This is a genomic window from Pseudomonas sp. SMV71 (assembly GCF_052042015.1).
GTDB lineage: Bacteria > Pseudomonadota > Gammaproteobacteria > Pseudomonadales > Pseudomonadaceae > Aquipseudomonas.
The window spans coordinates 76,507-92,403 of the sequence record NZ_JBKGGU010000004.1; the positions used below are offsets into that span (position 1 = coordinate 76,507).

Consider the following 15,897-nt stretch of genomic DNA (forward strand, 5'->3'; position numbering starts at 1 on the left):
CCCGGCATAAACGTGGAACGCGACGGTCGGCCGGTCATCTATCTTTAACACGTTCGGAGCACCCGGTATGGATGTCTACAGGATCGAATTCGAAGAGGGGAGGTGGACGCTCTATAAAGCGCACGGCTACAAGATCATCATGCGCGCCGAGACTCACCGAGCGCTGATCGACCATCTCCATGCCTTGGCCCAGGGAAAGGCAGCGGTGGTTCGTTTCGCCGCCCCAGGTGGCGTGCGCGAGCTCAGGATTGGTGAGGTTCAGGAGGACGGTTCATAGCCGCCCTCAAAGCGCTTTGGATAACCGGATCCTGGCCACCGGCGCGGCGTCTACTCTACGATGCAAACCCAGCGATGATTCTGTCTGTACGGGGCTCGTGTGAAAGCTACATCGCAAACCATCACCATCCCACGGTCCTGAAGTGCCTCGGTCAGTTGTACGAGTGTTTCTGCTTCGATAGTCATTGCTGTTACCTCGTCAGATACTGCGTCACTGCGTTGACTGCATTCATAATTCTTGACCGAGGGCCTTCAGCAATAATTCATTTTTTCTATTTGGCGGATTCCAGCGGTTTATCAAGGAGCCCCACGTCATGCGTAGGGCTCGAGGTGCTCATTGACCCAGGTGCTTGCGAACATCTACCACCATCGGTCCAACCGCCTTTACGGCAGCCTTTAACTGGTCTTCATTGACCCCGAGCTCCTTCGTCCAGTACTTCAATTCCCATTCTTCGGAAGTATTGATGCGGTTCCGGTCCTGGGGGCCGCGGTTGCTCAAGTTATCAGTCATTGCTTCGTTCCTTGCATAAGGCCTGGGATCGCCAGGCGACAACAAGGTAGACCGCTGGGCTTAACGATTTGTGCCAGATCATTGCCGAAGGTTCTTCGGTTCATCGCGATCAGTCCGCAGGTCGCTCGCCGCCTGGCAGCGCCGAGTTTGCTGTCATCCAAGACGCAAGTACCTGAACCAGACATCGCCGGAAACGGCGAGAGTGGTCTCGGTGATGCGATGCAGGATGCCCAGGCCTGGTTCATCGTCCTCATGAAAGCCGGCAAAGACCGTACGTCCCCCTACGGCGGGTATGAGCAACTCCACTTCGGTTACAGTCGAGTTACTGGTGTACCCCATGACCAGCCTGACTTTTTGTCCCTCTCGCGGGGGGTGCGGTAGCTCGAGGTCTCCTGGCTTGCCATGCAGGTCCTCGCCGAGAGGCCAGAGTTTCCTGCTGTTGTTGATGAAGAATTTCGGGCGCTCCAGCAATGCACCCAGGAGTGTTGCAAGCCTGTCCTGCACCCGTACCCTGAATGTGCAATCGATCAAACGGATATCGCAGTTCTGTCCGGCACTGACCCAGTCCTGATCATCGTCAGTATCAATGAGCAATGCGCCATACGTCTGGAGCAGGACAGGCGCAACGGGTGGCTGGGGGGCTGAGCAGTCGATTCTTGAGACGCAACCGCCAGTCATGGTGTATTCGCCCGGCGCCTGTGGCTTGAAGGCGATCCCGTCTTCCTGGCCAAAGCCACGGCAATTTCTGATGGACGCAATGATCCGCAAATTCGTGTTATCGCCCTGAGTAGCAATGGATTCCCCCACGATGTTTTCCAGGTCGAGCTTGAGCGCGAACATGGACGGCTTCGAGGGGAGCCTGTCATTGAGGTTGACGTCCACACTCAGGCCGCTGCCATGGGCGTTGTGGAGGGTGAACTCTTCGCAAACTGCGATGGAAGCATCGATGAATTGAATTCGGCCAGGCCTGACCCAGAGCCGTTGGGGCACATTCAACTGGGATCGATATTGAAGACCCTCGACGATGATCCTGCGCCAGAATCGATAGTCGATCGGGGTTCCCGCGGGTTTTGCTGTGCCAGGGCTTTGCGAATGCAGGAGCAGCTCCAGGTCGCCGACCGCTCTGTGGCTGATGATCGTAATGTTACGCATCAAGAGGTCGCCATCGCAGAAGCCTCCCGTGTCGCCTCTTCCTTTGACGAACCCGTCACTGCGAAGCGCCATGCTTCGGGCGTGGAAGGTGACCGTGTCGAGGTCCAGATTGCCCAGCGCGGTAACCAGGATCCCGCTGTGGCCTACCACCATGTTGCGCAATCGCAACCATTCCATGAACGGCTGATGGAAATCCACACGACTGAGCACGCCGTCTCGCAGGGTGACCCGTTGGCAGAGATTATTACCAGTCGCCCCCCATCCTTCACCGTCGGCACGGGGGGTTACTTCTATGTCGTAGCAGGTATTGAGCTGGAAGTTATAGGCATAATTGAAGCTTTCGTTGCGGATGGCCCATTGCATTTCCGTTCGGGCCGTAACCTGGCAGCACTCGAAAAAGTAAATATAGGTTGGATTGCGTGGCGTATAAATACTTTCATCCTGGATGAAGCGCACATCCAGATCGAGCAGGCTGGTACTTACCCGGACATATTCACTCGACACGGCATTGTTGCGGATATCCAACGTTAATCCCTTGACCGTGCGTCGTCGTTCTTCCATTCGAAACACTTTGACCGAGGATACGTTAACGCCCGCCAAGGAATATCTTAATGGCGAGCACACCACGCCATCTTTGTAGACTCTGTTTAACTCAATTCGTTTTTTTATCTCCGAGCGATAGGTATAAAAATCCTGCTCGGTGTAGATGATGACAAAGCTGTCGCTGACTTCCGGACGGCCGAACCAGCCCGAGAATCGCGACGAGCCTACGTCCAGATCCTGGGAACTCATCAAAAGCCGGACGACCGGGGAGTCCGGTCCATAGGTCTGTGGGCTGTTCTGTCGGGTGAACACGAAACGCCCGGACCAGGACGAACAATCAAATATGGCGCCAGAGAAATCGCAATCGGTGGTGAGTTCAACCAGGCCGTTACCCAGGAGCTTGAATCGGCCCCTTGCAACCAGCGTCGCTTGTGCCTCGTTGGCCGCGCTTGCTGCTTTCTGCAGCGCGGGCAAGCAATCCTCGTTGCCTGATGCGTCTGCACCGAATGCCGCCAGGGACATCCGCTCCGATGCGTCGGGAAGTACGCGCAGCTTCAACCCTGCGGCAGTTACAAGATGAGGTTCAGCGGTCTGGATCATGACTTCATAACGCCAGCCCTGCGCTAGAAGGAGGTCGCCGGCCGATAGTGTCGAGTAATCAAGATCAACATCTTCCAGCATTTCGGAAACGGAACTAAACAATGCACCTATACGCGCAGACAGGCGGCGTGTGAGTTTGGCTTCGGTAATTGAATGATCAGGCAGTTCTTCAAGTTGACGGTCCATGGCACTGCTTCCTACGCAGGAAACGTCGAGTTATTACCTCAACGTTGAAATCAGGTTTCGATGTACTCCGGATATTAGGCGGTCAGCTTTGCGACAGACGAGTTGAATGAGTAACTACTTATGTAGCCTGGCTCATGTTCGGTTTTTAACTGTCAGGTATGACAGGTGCGACAAACGGTCAACTTACGATGGGTTAGTGTTGCGAGAGTGGGCTTTGCTTGTTGTAGCGATCTGGCGGGAATGCCCACTGCTTGAAAAGTGGGCGGAAACCCCTTGAGCCCTCGACCGAATATCAGGTCATGCCGCCGCTCCCTCACCAAACGTCTGTTCTTGCATCGTGACCATGAAGGGCAGCGGTATGGCTTGTTTCACTTCAACGCACGCCACTTCAAATCCACCCACGACCTGCCCATGAAGCTCGCCCAGCCGGATTGACTCTTCTTCCTTTGCCTTTGCCATTCTCGCGTGGTTCGCTGCGATTTCGTTGAGAGTTGACACGGTACATCTCCGGTTGGCTGACCCTGTATTGATAAATTGCCGCCGCGTCAGACGCACGTCGTCCTTGGGCTGCTGACAGCATCCTGTGCAAGCCCTGAGCCAGACATGGTCGCGGTGTGCGGGCCACGTTCGACAGGTGACGAATGGCGCACGCGGACTGCGCCGAACGACGTCAACAACGCCGACGACGTATCAACCATGCCTCAACAATAAGTCACTGGTAATACAAGCCGTCCCGTCGGAGCCGGGGCTTTCGGTCAGTCTGTCCCTGCCGTGCAGACAGGCGCCGCGCGTGTCGGTCTTACAAGCAAAACGGTCACGACGCCGATCAGGCTGCTGAGCACTGCCAGTAACAGAATCACCCGTTGCGTTCCAACAGGCGCAGCCAATACCGCCACCAGTAGCCCCGCCAGCGGTTGCGACAGGTTATTGAGGAGCGTCATGACGCCGACGGTCTTGCCGAAATCCTGAGGCGGAATGACTCGCTGGCGGATGCTGCGCATGTACACGTTGAACATCTTGTCGAAACCGACGATCAGCAGGAAACCGACCGCATAGCCCCATGCGTGCGGGCTGAAGGCGGTGATGAAGGCGCCTGCGACAATCAGGCAGTAGGACAGGCTGCCCAGGAGTTTCGAGGGGAGGGTCACCCGGGCCAGGAAAAACAGGATGAGGATAGTGGTTACGGCCCCCGCCGCCTGTAACCCGGCATAATAATCCTTACCGGCACTGTATTGGCCGATCACCATGGCGGCCGAAGTCGCCAGGGTGACGCCAATGATCAGGTTGACGCCTACGGCCAGACTGATGACCTTCTTGAGCTCCGTCAGATTGCGGATATGGCCGAAGGCGATGCGCAACGGGTTGAGCCAGAGGTCGTGGTGTTGCTCGAATGTTTCCAGGGTGACCGAGCTGGTGCGTTGCCAGTACAGCATCGCCAGGTCCGCCAGCATGAACAGACCGGCAATCGCCAGCACTACCCAGTGCCACGCCCACACTTCGAGCATCAGCGCGGCGAGCAGCGGGCCCAGTACCAGGCCGGTCTGGTCGGCGATTTGCGAGTACGACAAGGTCTTGGTGTAGGTGTAGTGCTTGAATATGTAGGGCATCACCACTTCGCGGGCCATGATGCCCTGGGTGGTCAGCACACCACACAGTGCCGAGAGGGCCACGATCCAGTAGATGCCTCCAAAAATTGCATATAGGACCACTGCCGCGACGCAAGCCGCGGCGCGATAGACCTGGCTGATGTGCAGAATACGGATGGGCGGGAACTTGTCGCACAGGGCGCCACAGATCGGAAACGACAAGTAGCGCGGCAGGGATTCCACGAAGAAGGCCAGGCCCGCCCAGGAGACGCTGTTGGTGGTCTGGAACACAATCAGCGGGACGATGAACAGCAGTATCTGATCGGCCAGCCGAGAGAGGAACATCGAGGTGAAAAAGGCCAGGTAATCCTTGCGCATGGTGTTCTCGTATCGAGGAGCGGGGAGCCGGTCGAAGCTCAATAGGCAGAGCCGGACGCATCGTTGAGGTTATGTCGCTCGTCGCCCCTGAGAGGCGGATTGAAAACGCTGACCAGAATCAGGTCCTGGTCTTTTCCGCCACGCAGGTAATGGCGGTCATGCTGGTCGAGTACATAGATATCGCCGGGACGGATCGGATACACGTTGCCCTCCATGTCTTCGACTTCCCCCTCGCCGGCAATGCAGTAGCAGGCTTCGAGATGGTTGCGATAGTGCAGCAATGACTCGGTCCCGGCGCGTACTACGGTATGGCACACGGTGTAGCCCATGCCGTCTTTCTCGGTCAGCAGCCGATGGCTGGTGCCGGCTCCCCACTCGACGAAATGGGCGGTTTTTTCGATGTCGGATTTGTTGCGAACAAACATACCTGTCTCCTTGGTGGTGTTACGGCGCGATAGTTATCTGGGCGCTGGCCGGCGCGTCGACGATAAAGTCGGCGAAGCCTTGCATGGCGCTGTCCCAATGGACGTCCCGGTGCGCGACCATGGCCTGCAGGTCGCGCCAATGACGATGAAGCATGTTGTGGCGGGTCATGGACGAGGCGCCCGCATGTTCGACCAGGCGCTGGACGGCTTGAAGGCAAAGCCGCGCCACATAGCTGCGATCGCGCTTGAGCCGCAGCAATTCGTCCGTGGTCAATGACCGTCGTGCCTGGCCGGACTCGTGCAACCCGGAGACGAGCGTGGTGTACAAGGCCGTCGCCGCCGACAATTGCGCGGCGCTGTGGGCCAGCCGCTCCCTTGCCTGGGCCGAGGCCGGGATCCTCTGCTGTCTCAGTGATTCGATATGACTGGCATAAGCCCCTTCGGCGCAGCCCAGCACAGGGCCGAGAAGGGACGTGGTGATAAAAGGCACGATGGGCACGCTGTACAGGTAATCGTCCGATAGTTCGCTTGTGCGATGCGCGAAGATCTCCTCAAGACGGAACACCTGTCCGGCGGGGACGCGGACATCGCGCAGCAATACATCGTGCGAGCCCGTGGCGGCCATGCCGCAGGTGTCCCACGTATCCAATATCTCCACGTCGCGGGTCGACACCACCAGCAGCATGCGTTCCGAGCCAAGCGTTCCGTCATGGTCGGTCACGGGCGCGTTGAGCAATAACCAGGTGGCGTGCTCGATCCCCGAGCTGAAGCGCCAGGTGCCGTTGACCCGAATCCCGTCCGCGTCCCGGGACAACCGGCTTTCAGGACCGACCGATGCGGAAGCGAACAGCTGCGGTCGGTCATTCTCGAACAACCGCTGCTGGCATGCCTGGCTCAGGCGGCCCGCAATGGCGGCATGCCCACCGACCAGGCTGATCATCCAGGCCGTCGAAGCGCAGGCGCGGGCGGCCAGTCGCGAAGTCTCCATCAGCACGGGCCAGCCGGGCGTGTCCAGGGACTGACGGCGAGGGGAGACCAGTTCAAGCAACCCGTCATCGAACAGCTCGTTAAACGTCATCTGGCTCAGTTTTCGATTCTGCTCGGCATCCGCCGCGCGCTGCTGCCAATCCGCCAGGCGTTGTCGAACCCGTTCCACGGGCGTCGACCGGATCGTCTTGCCGACGCCGTGCATGTCGTCCTCACGCATTGGCGCGTTCCTCTTCGACAGGCCGCGGGGCGCGACTCAGATAGCCGATGGCAGAGGCCTCGAAGCAAAACCCTTCAGGTTGGTGGATCGGGCCCAGCAAGGCGAGGAATTGCTCGAGTCGGGCTCCATCGTCCGTGGCAACAAACTCATAGAAATTGGTGCTGTTCCACAACAGATAGACGTATTTGAAATGGCTGGACAATGCTTCGACGAGCTCACCCATCAGCACTTGGCCGTTTTGCATTTGCTCCAGCATCTGCCGGCGTTTCCAGTCGATCTCTTCCTGACTGAAATAACGCGTCTTGAAGCCATCGTCCTTCTTCCGCTCACGCTCCAGGTACTGCCCAGCGTCCGCGTGGTTGAGCTTTTCAAGAAAAAACACCAGGGCTCCAGGTTTCAACAACGGCTTGATGTGGTTGACCTGGGCTTTGCGGTCGCGGGTATAGAACTGGAAGGCTGCGGTTTCATAGACGTAGTCGAACCCTTCCTTGAAGCGGCTGTAAGGCTGCTCGGTGAACACTCCGGGTTGCAGGGTCAGGAACGACTGGGGATAGAACACGGAACGCGCCGGGTCGGCATACCGGTCGAAGTGCGGTTGGTTGGCTTTGTTGGGCGAGGTGGTGAAGGTGTTGATCAAGCCCTGTGAGAGCGCAGCCAGGGCGCGCCCGTTGCTACCGTCGAACGCGTCGATCTCGAAAAAACTGAAGGTCCGGGGCTCTGTGGCCTGCCGCGCCTGGGAGAGTCGTGTAAGGGCGACGCCAATACGCGCCATCTCTTCGAGGATGTACGGAACGCTCGCCAAAAAGTGCAGGAACAGCGGGCCGGCGTCCGCCACCAGGCGGTCGTGATAGGCCACGACTTCGGCGTCCGTCATGGCGTGCCGCAGATGGCTGGTCAGCGCTTGCGCCGGAACCTGGGTCGCTCCGGTGGCCAGGCGATGGAAATGCTCGGCCAGATGCAGCATCGAGCTGGTTTTCAGGTCTTCGTCCGGGCTGAACGAAATGACCGGTTGTGCAGCGTCCATTTATATCGCTCCCTGATATCAGATCAGTCCCTTGGCGGTGATCTTTCCCGAGTCGGTTTTCGGCAAAGTCTCCATGAAGACGCATTGGGTCGGCACCATGTGCCAGTCCAGCGACGCTTGGCAGTGTTCCAACAACATCTGTTCGGTCGTGTCCTGGCAATCGGCTTCCAGGACGACGCAGGCCTTGGGGACGAAGCCGGCGGACTCGTCGGAAACGGGAACCACCACGACTTGGGCGACCGATGGGTGGGACGCCAGGCATTGTTCGATTTCGCGCGGGTTCACTTTCCAGAGATTGCGCGCAAACAGATCGTCCTTGCGGCAGACGTAATAGAGATAACCTTGCGCATCCCTGCGAAAGAAGTCGCCGGTACGGTAATGTCTGTCTCGGCCGAAACTGTTGTATTTGAACGCCTTGGCCGTTTCCTCAGGCATCTTCCAGTATTCCAGCATCAAATAGTCGCTGCTCACCAGAAGTTCGCCGACCACTTCCGGCTCTGTAACCGGTTCGTCATGTTCGTTGACGATCACCGCGTGCACGCCTTTAAGCGGCTTGCCTACCGAATTGGGATAACTTGCAATATCGGCGGGGGGCAGATAACTGACTCGCTTGCATTCGGTAAGACCGTAGTTGGAAAAAATATCGACGTTGGGAAGTGCCCGTCTTATTTGTTGGATATGTTTCGGATAAAGCGGCTGGCCACTGCTGGAAATATAACGAAGTGAGGGTAATTGCCGTTGCCAATGCTCGTCCATGCTTGCCAGCAGGAAAAATACCGGCGGGAAGACATGCAAGCCGGTTACCTGTTCCCGTCTGATCACGTTGAGCACGTCAACGGCACAGTGGGCAGGTTGGCTTTCGATTACCGCAGTGCCGCCAAAGAACAACGGCATCATGATGTTGTAGACGCCGTAGTCGGAAGCCAGGGTCGAATAACTGAGGATGACATCGCTGGCGGTATTGCCCAGGTACTCGATGACGCTGGTCGCTGCGGCGATCATGATGGCGTGGTTGACCACTACGCCCTTGGGATTGAAGGTGGACCCGGAGGTATAGAAGATCGAGGTCGGCAAGCGTTCGTCGACAGCGGGAAAGGGCTCCTCCAGATCTTCCGGAGCCAACGCTTGCAAGGCCTTTTCAAGACTGGAAGCGTCCGCCGGGAGGTCCTGGAGTGAACCGAAGACAAGCAACGTCTGCAGGTCCGCCGCCGAGGCCAGGGCTTCAGGATCCTCGTAGCGATCAGTGAGCAATACCCGGGCATCGGTATGTTCGAGTTGATAGAGCAGTTTACTGCGGCTGTAGGTGGGGTGCGTCGCGACAGTAATGGCGCCGATTTTCAAGACACCCAGAAAAGCCGCGACCAGGTCCGCGCTGATTCGAGAGTACAGCGCTACACGGTCGCCGCGCTTGACGCCGCACTTGATCAACAAGGCTGCGATCGATGTGGCGCGTTTTTCCAGGGCGTCGTAGCGCGTGTGGACGCCATCGATCACCAGGGCGGATTTGCCAGGTGTACGACGGGCATTATTTTCAAAGAAATGATGAAAAAGAGGCATCAGCGATCCCTTGCATTAACTGCCTGTTGTTTCAATTGAGTCGAGGATTTACCTGGGCGGTGATACGAGGCGAGAAAAAACACGCGCCTGTACAGGAGTGGGATGAATATTCAGAAGCGATATACAGCGCGGCAGCGAGAGGTGGCATAGCGTGAACTCCTTGTTATTTTTATTGCCATCCATGATGAAGCTGAAGCTCGAAGTCGGCCTGATAGTTCCATTCGCAAGTTTGACTGTCAAGCGTGTCGAGTCGTGTTGGTGCAAGGTTTTTGTCACGGTGTCGTGACAATAATGAAGAAGCGAAAAAATGTGAGAAATTGCCTAAAGACCGATCTTCTATACAAGTAAGAATAATCTTGAACACCCGTAGAACGAACGCTGAGGGTAAATGGCACGTCGCCTTGGCGTCCGGGCCTCGTACAGGGTTCTGGCGGCGTGCACCCAATGACCGTACTGATCGTCTACATTTAGGGGTATCTCCCTTTCTCAAGAGAATGACCATGCTTACATCACGTTCGTTGATTGCAGCTTTTACCTGCCTGGCCCTGGTGGCAGGTTCCGAAGTTGCCATGGCGGATCCAGGCAACGGCAAGGGCAACGCACAGTTCGACCATGGCCAGGGTCATGGGCAAGGAGGCCAGGGTGGACCGGGCAACAAGGGTGGGCAGGGCAATCCTGGCAACAAGGGGAATCAGGGCGGCAAGGGCGGCGGCGATTGGCACAACGGCCCCAGCATTGATCGAGGCGGCATCATCAATGTGATCGGCGGCTATCGGGATTACTGGAGCCCGGGCCCCGCACTGCCTCCGGGCATTCAGAAAAACCTCGCCCGAGGCAAGCCGTTGCCTCCCGGTATCGCAAAGAAACTGGACGGTCGCTTATTGGGTCGGTTGCCGCACTACGATGGCTACGAATGGCGCCAGGCAGGCACCGACCTGATTCTGGTGGCGATTGCCAGCGGCATTATCTATGAAGTGCTGAGCGGCGCGTTCGACTGACGCGTTGGCCAGTCGGTGAAGCGAACCTTATGTGGGAGCGAGTCTGCTCGTGATGACGGTCCGTCAGTTGCTGCATTATCGGCTGAGCTGACGCTATCGCGAGCAGGTTTCGTATCAGTTTTCAAGTTGGCGCAGGCGCTTGTACAAGGTGTTGCGGCTGACCCCCAGCCGTCGCGCCAGGTGTGAAATATTCCCGCCGACGGCCTGCAACTGCCTGTTCAAGTCTTCGGCATCGTTCAAGTCCACCGCCAGCGGTTCGGGGGTGTCGACCGGCTCCATTTCCAGGTCGACGAAGAAGTCGTCCGGCAGGTGTTCCGGGCGGATCGGCTGTTCCTCGGCCATCGCCAGGGCCACTTGCAGCACGCTGCTGACCTGGCGCAGGTTGCCCGGCCACGGATGGCGCTCGAACAGCTCCAGGACCTCGCGGCTCAAGCCGGCCCATTGGGTCGGTTCGCGGTGGTGTTCCCACAGGCGTCTGAACAGGGCCTGCTTGTCGCTACGCTCGCGCAGCGGTGGCAATTCCAGGGTCAGGCCGCCGATGCGGTAGTACAGATCTTCCCGGAACCGGCCCAGTTGCACCTGTTCACGTAGCAAACGGTTGGTGGCGGAAATGATGCGGATGTCCACCGGGAACAGCTCGGCGCTGCCCACCGGTTGCACGCAGCGCTCCTGCAATACCCGCAGCAGCCGGGCCTGGGTCGGCAGCGGCATGTCGCCGATCTCGTCGAGAAACAGCGTGCCACGGTCGGCCTTGCGAATCAGGCCGATGCTGCCTTTCTGGTTGGCGCCGGTGAAGGCGCCTTTTTCGTAACCGAACAGTTCCGACTCCACCAGCTCGGCGGGGATCGCCGCGCAGTTGACTGCGATGAACGCCTGCTTGCAGCGCGAGCTGGCCTGGTGCAGGGCCTTGACGAACACTTCCTTGCCGACGCCGGTCTCGCCATGGATCAGCAACGGAATGTCTTTTTCCAGCAAACGTTCGGCCTGGCGCACGGCCTTTTCTACGCGGCTGTCACCAAAATGCAGGGTGTTGAGGTTGATGACGTTGCTGGCGGGCGCCGGAGCCGGTGTGGGTGGGGGCTCGGCAAACACCCGCGGCTTGATCGACAACTGGCTCGGGCGCTTGAGCAGGCATTGGAAGCGGTTGCGTCCCGAAGCTTGCAAGGAGAAGGGCAGGCCGTCGGGCTGGTTCAGCAGCTCCATCAGCGAGACTTTGAACAGGCTTTCGATGCTCACCCTGGACAGGCTCAGACCCAGCAGGTTGTCGGCCCGGCGGTTGGCGGACAGCACCTGGCCGGTTTCATCGAAAATCAGTAATCCGGCCCATTGGCTGTCGAGGTTGTTCAAACCGGTGTTGAAAGTCAGCTGGAAGTGTTCGCCGCGAAACAGGTTCAGGATCAGCCGGTTCTCCACGGTCTGGCTCATCATCTTGACCATGCCCAGGGTGTGAGAGGGCGGCAGGTAGCTGTCGCTGGAAACATCCAGCACGGCGATGACCTTGCGTTCGGCATCGAAGATCGGCGCGGCCGAACCGGTCATGAACCGGTTGGCTTTGAGGAAGTGTTCATCGTGCTCGATGTGCACGGCCTGCTCGCAGGCCAGCGCGGTGCCGATGGCGTTGGTGCCGGTGCAGCGCTCCATCCAGCTTGCCCCGGCGCTGAAGCCATGGGCCAATTTCGGTTCGATGAAGCGTTGGGTGCCCCACGAGGTAAGCACCTGGCCCTGGTTGTCGGCCAGCATGATCAGGCAGTTGGAGTTGCTCAGGATGTTTTCGTAATACGGCAGCACTTCCTGGTGGGTGGTCTGCACCAGTGAATGCTGGCTCTCCAGCAACTGGGCAATGCCTTCGGCGGGCAGCGGGTCGAAGGACGGCACGCTCTGATGGCTCAGGCCAAAGGCGCGGCAACGGGACCAGGAAGCCTGGATGATGGCCTCGTGGGACAAGGCAGGAGCAGGTGCGGCCATGGGGCACTCTCGCAGGAGCTTTTTATTGTTGGGTGAGTCTCGCACATCCTCCTTGTGCTGGGGCAGGTCTGGATATCACTTAATGCACATTCCCCCTGTGGGAGCGAGCCTGCTCGCGATGGCGTTGGGTCAGTCAACATTATCGGCGCTGACACACCGCTATCGCGAGCAGGCTCGCTCCCACAGGGGATCATAGCCGGCCCGGTATGCCTTCCTTCAGTGTTGTTCAAATTTGTTCATTGTCAACGCTCGGACTGTTCAGTTGTTCAGCCTGAGTTGTTCACTTTCGTTCATCAACGAACACTTTTTCCTGACGGATTTCAGGTAAATACAGCCAGATCAAGGGTTTGCAATTTCTGGCATGGCTTTCGCTTTTGCACGTGGGCCGCTTGACTCCAAATAATAAAAAGGCCGAGCCATGTCATTAAAGCTTGAGCACATCTGTCGCACCGTCGAAGGCCAGACCTGGATCGACGATGCCAATCTGAGTTTCGAACCCGGATCCTTCAACGTCCTGCTGGGCCGTACGCTGTCCGGCAAGACCAGCCTCATGCGGCTGATGGCCGGGTTGGACAAGCCCGACAGCGGACGCGTGCTGATGAACGGCGTCGACGTCACGAACAAGCCCGTGCGGCTGCGTAACGTGTCGATGGTCTATCAGCAGTTCATCAATTACCCGACCATGACCGTTTTCGAAAACATCGCCTCGCCGTTGCGCCAGGCCGGTGTCTCCGATGAGGTGATCCAGAGCAAGGTGCTGGAAACCGCGCGGATGCTGCGGATCGAGAAATTCCTCAAGCGTCATCCTCTGGAATTGTCCGGCGGCCAGCAACAGCGCACGGCCATGGCCCGGGCGCTGGTCAAGGACGCCGAGCTGATCCTGTTCGATGAGCCGCTGGTGAACCTGGACTACAAACTGCGCGAAGAGCTGCGCCAGGAGATGCGTGAACTGTTCCAGGCGCGCCATACCATTGCTGTCTACGCCACCACCGAACCCAACGAGGCCTTGGCCTTGGGCGGTACGACCACGATCCTGCATGAAGGGCGGGTGATCCAGAGCGGCAAGTCGTCCTCGGTCTACCACCAGCCACAAACCGTGCTGGCCGCCGAGCTGTTCTCCGAACCACCGATCAACCTGATGCCGGGGCGCATTGCCGGCAATGAGGTGAGCTTCGCCAATTTCGTGCACTTCCCGCTGAACGTCGACCTGCGGCCAGTGGGCGAGGGCGAGTTCCGCTTCGGTGTGCGGCCCAGCCATATTTCCCTGGTGCCGAGCAACGACGATGACCTGGAGCTGGCGGTCACCGTCGAGGTCGCTGAAATCAGCGGTTCGGAAACCTTCCTGCACGTGCGTAACGAACATTTCCTGCTGGTGCTGCACCTGCCAGGTGTTCACGAGTACGACGTGGATGCGCCGATCCGCATCTACATCCCGACCCACAAACTGTTTGTCTTCGACGCCCAGGGCAAGTTGGTCCAGGCGCCGGGCCAGCGCATCGCGAGGGTTGCCTGATGGCTGAAATTCATTTGCAGAACCTCGCCCACAGCTATACCAGCACTCCGGCGGGCCCCGAGGATTACGCGATCCGCGAAATGAACCACGTCTGGGAGCAGGGCGGCGCCTATGCGTTGCTCGGCCCATCGGGTTGCGGTAAATCCACGTTGCTCAACATCATATCCGGTCTTCTCAGCCCCTCAGAGGGCCAGGTGAAGTTCGACGGCAAGGTCGTCAACGAGCTGAGCCCGGAGCGGCGCAACATTGCCCAGGTGTTCCAGTTCCCGGTGGTCTACGACACCATGACGGTGTTCGACAACCTCGCGTTCCCGCTGCGCAACCAAGGCATGGCCGAGCCGAAAGTCCATACCAAGGTGCAGGAAATTGCCGAGGTGCTCGACCTGCAGAACCTGCTGGACAAGAAAGCCCGCAACCTCACCGCCGATGAAAAACAGAAAGTCTCCATGGGCCGTGGGCTGGTGCGCGACGACGTGTCGGCGATCCTGTTCGACGAACCTTTGACGGTGATCGACCCGCACCTGAAATGGAAGCTGCGGCGCAAGCTCAAGCAGATCCACGAGCAGTTCAACATCACCATGGTTTACGTCACCCACGATCAGTTGGAGGCCTCCACCTTCGCCGACAAGATCGCCGTGATGTATGGCGGCCAGATCGTGCAGTTCGGTACGCCCCGTGATTTGTTCGAGCGCCCGAGCCACACCTTCGTCGGATATTTCATTGGCAGCCCCGGCATGAACCTGATCGAGGTCACGGCGCAACCCGGTGGCGTGGGCTTTGCCTCGACCCATTTGCCGCTCTCCGCGACCCTGCAACAGCGGGTGGCCGAGGCGCAGGGCAAGCGCCTGAAGGTCGGCATCCGTCCGGAGTTCATTCACGTCTGGGACGGGCCATACGACGACGCGATGCGCGCCGAAGTCGTCCACGTCGAAGACCTGGGCACTTACAAGATCCTGACCCTGAACCTCGATGGCGCGCCGTTGAAAGTGCGCCTGGCCGAGGACAAACCGGTGCCCGAGGGCACGGCGTACATCAGTTTTCCGGCGCAATGGCTGATGGTCTATGCCGATGAATACCTGCTGGAACCGTTGAGCGAGGTGCAGCCATGAACAAGGTGCAGAACAACAAGGCCTGGTGGCTGGTATTGCCGGTGTTCCTGCTGGTGGCCTTCAGTGCCGTGATCCCGATGATGACGGTGGTCAACTATTCGGTGCAGGACATCTTCGACCAGTCCAGCCGTTACTTCGTCGGTGCCGACTGGTACAAGCAGGTGCTGATGGACCCACGGCTGCACGATTCGCTGCTGCGTCAGTTCATCTATTCGGCGTGTGTGCTGCTGATCGAAATCCCTCTGGGCATCGCCATCGCGCTGACCATGCCGACCAAGGGCAAGTGGTCGTCGCTGGTGTTGATCATCCTGGCGATTCCGCTGCTGATCCCATGGAACGTGGTGGGCACCATCTGGCAGATTTTCGGTCGCGCCGACATTGGTTTGCTGGGCTCGACGCTCAACAGCCTGGGCATCAACTACAACTATGCGGCCAACACCATGGACGCCTGGGTCACGGTGCTGGTGATGGACGTCTGGCACTGGACGTCGCTGGTGGCCTTGCTCTGCTACTCGGGGCTGCGGGCGATTCCGGATGTGTACTACCAGGCGGCGCGGATCGACCGGGCTTCGAACTGGGCGGTGTTCCGGCACATCCAGTTGCCGAAGATGAAGAGCGTGCTGCTGATTGCTGTGATGCTGCGCTTCATGGACAGCTTCATGATCTACACCGAACCGTTCGTGCTCACCGGCGGCGGGCCGGGCAACGCCACCACATTCCTCAGCCAGACCTTGACGCAGATGGCTATCGGTCAGTTCGACCTGGGCCCGGCGGCGGCGTTTTCCCTGGTGTACTTCCTGATCATTCTGTTGGTGTCGTGGCTGTTCTATACCGCCATGACGCACTCCGACGCCAACCGTTGAGGCC

The 15,897-nt window shown here is 58.7% G+C and carries 14 protein-coding genes; 5 read left to right on the top strand and 9 right to left on the bottom strand.

All coding sequences use genetic code 11. The features are described 5' to 3' along the window. The first annotated feature begins 67 nt into the window (after positions 1 to 67). Entirely contained in the window at positions 68 to 277 is a 210-nt protein-coding gene (locus ACLEJQ_RS04960; protein WP_440792725.1) for a hypothetical protein, read from the top strand. 333 nt (positions 278 to 610) lie between these two features. On the opposite strand, the gene ACLEJQ_RS04965 is transcribed toward ACLEJQ_RS04960, so the two are convergent. The 8 genes from ACLEJQ_RS04965 to ACLEJQ_RS05000 form a co-directional block, all read right to left on the bottom strand. Then, entirely contained in the window at positions 611 to 787 is a 177-nt protein-coding gene (locus ACLEJQ_RS04965; RefSeq protein WP_440792727.1) for a DUF3606 domain-containing protein, read from the bottom strand. Positions 788 to 940: 153 nt separating this feature from the next. Beyond that, positions 941 to 3,268: a hypothetical protein gene (locus ACLEJQ_RS04970; protein WP_440792729.1), complete on the bottom strand. Its 2,328-nt coding sequence runs from the start codon at positions 3,266 to 3,268 to the stop codon at positions 941 to 943. A gap of 297 nt (positions 3,269 to 3,565) precedes the next feature. Continuing rightward, positions 3,566 to 3,766, bottom strand: coding sequence for a hypothetical protein (locus tag ACLEJQ_RS04975; RefSeq protein WP_440792731.1), 201 nt, complete (start codon positions 3,764 to 3,766; stop codon positions 3,566 to 3,568). Between the two features lie 257 nt (positions 3,767 to 4,023). Beyond that, positions 4,024 to 5,232, bottom strand: a complete 1,209-nt coding sequence (locus ACLEJQ_RS04980) for an MFS transporter (protein ID WP_440792733.1) — start codon at positions 5,230 to 5,232, stop codon at positions 4,024 to 4,026. A 38-nt stretch (positions 5,233 to 5,270) separates the two neighbouring features. After that, positions 5,271 to 5,657 carry an ectoine synthase gene (locus ACLEJQ_RS04985; protein ID WP_440792735.1) on the bottom strand — a complete coding sequence of 129 codons (387 nt, stop codon included), beginning with the start codon at positions 5,655 to 5,657 and terminating at the stop codon, positions 5,271 to 5,273. 19 nt (positions 5,658 to 5,676) lie between these two features. Beyond that, positions 5,677 to 6,864, bottom strand: coding sequence for a hypothetical protein (locus ACLEJQ_RS04990; RefSeq protein WP_440792737.1), 1,188 nt, complete (start codon positions 6,862 to 6,864; stop codon positions 5,677 to 5,679). Further along, positions 6,857 to 7,888 carry a class I SAM-dependent methyltransferase gene (locus tag ACLEJQ_RS04995; protein ID WP_440792738.1) on the bottom strand — a complete coding sequence of 344 codons (1,032 nt, stop codon included), beginning with the start codon at positions 7,886 to 7,888 and terminating at the stop codon, positions 6,857 to 6,859. The genes ACLEJQ_RS04990 and ACLEJQ_RS04995 overlap by 8 nt, the downstream gene beginning before the upstream one ends. Positions 7,889 to 7,906: 18 nt before the next feature. Further along, entirely contained in the window at positions 7,907 to 9,445 is a 1,539-nt protein-coding gene (locus ACLEJQ_RS05000) for a class I adenylate-forming enzyme family protein (protein ID WP_440792740.1), read from the bottom strand. 500 nt (positions 9,446 to 9,945) lie between these two features. Between ACLEJQ_RS05000 and ACLEJQ_RS05005 the strand changes: the two genes are divergently transcribed. After that, positions 9,946 to 10,443 (top strand): anti-virulence regulator CigR family protein, encoded by a 498-nt coding sequence (locus tag ACLEJQ_RS05005; protein ID WP_440792742.1) that lies wholly within the window; start codon positions 9,946 to 9,948, stop codon positions 10,441 to 10,443. A gap of 114 nt (positions 10,444 to 10,557) precedes the next feature. Here the strand turns inward: ACLEJQ_RS05005 and ACLEJQ_RS05010 are convergent, their stop codons facing one another. Beyond that, positions 10,558 to 12,408: a sigma-54-dependent Fis family transcriptional regulator gene (locus tag ACLEJQ_RS05010; RefSeq protein WP_440792744.1), complete on the bottom strand. Its 1,851-nt coding sequence runs from the start codon at positions 12,406 to 12,408 to the stop codon at positions 10,558 to 10,560. A gap of 418 nt (positions 12,409 to 12,826) precedes the next feature. On the opposite strand from ACLEJQ_RS05010, the gene ACLEJQ_RS05015 reads away from it, so the two are divergent. From ACLEJQ_RS05015 to ACLEJQ_RS05025, 3 genes are read left to right on the top strand one after another with little or no spacing between them, the layout of a single operon-like run. Further along, positions 12,827 to 13,921: an ABC transporter ATP-binding protein gene (locus tag ACLEJQ_RS05015; RefSeq protein ID WP_440792745.1), complete on the top strand. Its 1,095-nt coding sequence runs from the start codon at positions 12,827 to 12,829 to the stop codon at positions 13,919 to 13,921. Then, positions 13,921 to 15,030, top strand: coding sequence for an ABC transporter ATP-binding protein (locus ACLEJQ_RS05020; protein ID WP_440792746.1), 1,110 nt, complete (start codon positions 13,921 to 13,923; stop codon positions 15,028 to 15,030). The genes ACLEJQ_RS05015 and ACLEJQ_RS05020 overlap by 1 nt, the downstream gene beginning before the upstream one ends. Next, positions 15,027 to 15,893, top strand: a complete 867-nt coding sequence (locus ACLEJQ_RS05025; protein WP_440792747.1) for a carbohydrate ABC transporter permease — start codon at positions 15,027 to 15,029, stop codon at positions 15,891 to 15,893. The genes ACLEJQ_RS05020 and ACLEJQ_RS05025 overlap by 4 nt, the downstream gene beginning before the upstream one ends. The last annotated feature ends 4 nt before the right edge of the window (positions 15,894 to 15,897 follow it).